The sequence below is a fragment of the Lysobacter enzymogenes genome (assembly GCF_017168095.1).
GTDB lineage: Bacteria > Pseudomonadota > Gammaproteobacteria > Xanthomonadales > Xanthomonadaceae > Lysobacter > Lysobacter enzymogenes_D.
On sequence record NZ_LXSD01000364.1, the window covers coordinates 1 to 581 of the forward strand.

1 pseudogene is annotated in these 581 nt (G+C 74.2%); it reads right to left on the reverse strand.

The features are described 5' to 3' along the window. Positions 1–326: pseudogene (locus A7A76_RS14425) on the reverse strand (hypothetical protein); the annotation flags it as partial. Positions 327–581: the final 255 nt, after the last annotated feature.

The window sequence follows — 581 nt, forward strand, 5'->3', positions numbered from 1 at the left end:
GCCATGCTCGTGGTTTCGGCCATCGACGGCGCCTCGGCCGGCATCGCGCCGGCGGCCATCGCCTGCGTCGACATCGCCGCGCCCTCGCCGGTCGCCGGCGCGGCCTGGACGCGCTGCGCGCGTTCGGCGCGATTGAGCTGCTGCTGGCGGTACTCCAGGCGCATGGTCTCCAGGCTGCCGGGCAGCGCGGCGAACGCATCGAGCGGCGGCGGGCGGCGCAACTGCGCGAGCAACCGCTCGCGCCCGTCGCTGCCGCCGCGCTCCAGCTCGCCCGGGCGCGCGCCCAGTCCGAAACGGTTGGCGGCCGTGGCCTTGCTCGCGCTCATCGGGGTTCCCGGCGGTGGACTATTGGCTGGGAACGGCTGCGGGGGCGTGGCGTTGACAGGCTGGGGGCCTGTTCAGCCGGGGCGAATGCCGTGGGGCGAAGCAGCATCGCGGTGACGCCCTGGATGCCCGCCTGCGCGGGCGTGACGGTAGGTGGGTTGCGCGGCAAATCGATTTCGCCGCTCGGCTTCGCCGCGCTGCTCCAATTCGCCGCGCCGCTCCAAGTCGTCATCCCCGCGAAGGCGGGGATCCAGAGG